The 2,500-nt window shown below is 47.6% G+C and carries 1 protein-coding gene and 2 rRNA genes (1 of these 3 cut by a window edge); 1 reads left to right on the top strand and 2 read right to left on the bottom strand.

The window, feature by feature from the left end:
- Positions 1-6 precede the first annotated feature (6 nt).
- Positions 7-246 carry a hypothetical protein gene (locus tag QYS49_RS00005; RefSeq protein ID WP_308349575.1) on the top strand — a complete coding sequence of 80 codons (240 nt, stop codon included), beginning with the start codon at positions 7-9 and terminating at the stop codon, positions 244-246.
- A 77-nt stretch (positions 247-323) separates the two neighbouring features.
- Here QYS49_RS00005 and rrf read toward each other — a convergent pair.
- Together rrf and QYS49_RS00015 are read right to left on the bottom strand one after the other, a co-directional pair.
- Positions 324-435 (bottom strand): 5S ribosomal RNA (gene rrf, locus QYS49_RS00010).
- 140 nt (positions 436-575) lie between these two features.
- Positions 576-2,500: ribosomal RNA gene (locus tag QYS49_RS00015) — 23S ribosomal RNA — on the bottom strand (it continues 971 nt past the right edge of the window).

Here is a 2,500-nt window from a genome sequence, read left to right on the forward strand (position 1 = left end):
GGCTATATGGTTACTATAAAAAGAACCTCTACAAAAAACAAAGAATCAATGTACTTCGGTACTTTTCATGACAGTTATGAGAATACTTTCGACACAGTTCATTTCCCCAAAATCAGCGAGGAATATCCTTTTAGAGGCAAAGGTTTCTATAGCCTAGTAGGAAAAGTGGTGTTAGATTATAATTACCCGATGTTAGAAGTGGAGTATATGGAAAAGCAGGGCTGGCTCAACCCTGATTATCTGTAGGGAGATTTGAGGAAATCCAAAAAGTATAGACATAAAAAAAGCCTGATAGCGATTAGCTATCAGGCTTATATAATAAAAGTTGGCAACGACTTACTCTCCCACCTTTTACGGCAGTACCATCAGCGCTGGTGGGCTTAACTTCTCTGTTCGGAATGGGAAGAGGTGTACCCCACCGCTATAGTCACCATAAAGTCTGCAATAACTTATAGTGTTATCGACTTAATATCTTTATGATACGGTAGTATCAATATTTTATAATTAACCCGATCTTTTACGGATTAATCAACATGTTAAAGTGAAAGAGTCTTAAAGTAAACACAAGACTGTTGAACGGAAAGCTACGGATAATTAGTACTGCTCGGCTATGACATCACTGCCTTTACACCTGCAGCCTATCAACCCCATCATCTATAGGGTTCCTTTAAAGAAGTCTCATCTTGAGGCGGGTTTCGCGCTTAGATGCTTTCAGCGCTTATCCCTTCCAAACATAGCTACCCAGCGATGCACCTGGCGGCACAACTGGTACACCAGCGGTTTGTCCAATCCGGTCCTCTCGTACTAAGATCAGGTCCTCTCAAACTTCTAGCGCCCACAACAGATAGAGACCGAACTGTCTCACGACGTTCTGAACCCAGCTCGCGTGCCACTTTAATGGGCGAACAGCCCAACCCTTGGGACCTTCTCCAGCCCCAGGATGTGACGAGCCGACATCGAGGTGCCAAACCTCCCCGTCGATGTGAGCTCTTGGGGGAGATCAGCCTGTTATCCCCAGAGTACCTTTTATCCTTTGAGCGATGGCCCTTCCATGCGGAACCACCGGATCACTATATCCGTCTTTCGACCCTGATCGACTTGTAGGTCTCACAGTCAAGCTCCCTTATGCTATTGCGCTCTGCGCACGGTTACCAAGCGTGCTGAGGGAACCTTTGAAAGCCTCCGTTACTCTTTTGGAGGCGACCACCCCAGTCAAACTACCCACCACACAATGTCTCCCGTTACACGGGATTAGGCATCAGATAAAATAAGGGTGGTATTTCAACAACGACTCCACCATGCCTGGCGACACAGCTTCGAAGTCTCCCACCTATCCTACACATATTTTACCCAATGTCAATGTGAAGCTATAGTAAAGGTTCATGGGGTCTTTTCGTCCCGTTGCGGGTAAGCGGCATCTTCACCGCTACTACAATTTCACCGAGCTCGTGGCCGAGACAGTGCCCAGATCGTTACACCATTCGTGCAGGTCGGAACTTACCCGACAAGGAATTTCGCTACCTTAGGACCGTTATAGTTACGGCCGCCGTTTACTGGGGCTTCAGTTCAACGCTTCGCCATTGCTGACTAACGTCCCCCCTTAACCTTCCAGCACCGGGCAGGTGTCAGGCCTTATACTTCATCTTTCGATTTCGCAAAGCCATGTGTTTTTGTTAAACAGTCGCCTGGGCCTCTTCACTGCGGCCTCGTTATCACTAACGAGGCGCCCCTTCTCCCGAAGTTACAGGGCCATTTTGCCTAGTTCCTTAGCCACGGATCACTCGAGCACCTTAGGATTCTCTCCTTGACTACCTGTGTCGGTTTGCGGTACAGGTACCTTATACATATGTTTAGAGGGTTTTCTTGGAAGTCTGATTAGGTCCACTATCCACGCTGCCGAAGCGTTGTGGTACTATCAGGTTCAGCTAGTCTTGCGGATTTTCCTACAAGTCCAATACCTACACCCTTCAACGTACTATTCCGTCAGTACGCGGGACTTTCACTACTCCGTCACCCCTTCACTCTATAAGGTAGTACAGAAATATTAATCTGTTGTCCATCGACTACGCCTCTCGGCTTCGCCTTAGGTCCTGACTAACCCTCAGCTGATTAGCATTGCTGAGGAAACCTTAGTCTATTGGTGTGCTAGTTTCTCACTAGCATTATCGTTACTTATGCCTACATTTGCTTTTCCATCCGCTCCAGCATGGCTGACGCCACACCTTCTCTGCAAATGGAATGCTCCCCTACCTCTTACTGTTGCCAGCAAGACCATAGCTTCGGTTGTATGTTTGATGCCCGATCATTATCGATGCTCTGTCGCTCGACCAGTGAGCTGTTACGCACTCTTTAAATGAATGGCTGCTTCCAAGCCAACATCCTGGCTGTCTAAGCAACTGAACCGCCTTAGTTCAACTTAACATACAATTGGGGACCTTAGCTGATGGTCCGGGTTCTTTCCCTCTCGGACAAGGACCTTAGCACCCTTGCCCTCACTCCC

Source organism: Marivirga salinae (assembly GCF_030503855.1).
Lineage (GTDB): Bacteria > Bacteroidota > Bacteroidia > Cytophagales > Cyclobacteriaceae > Marivirga > Marivirga salinarum.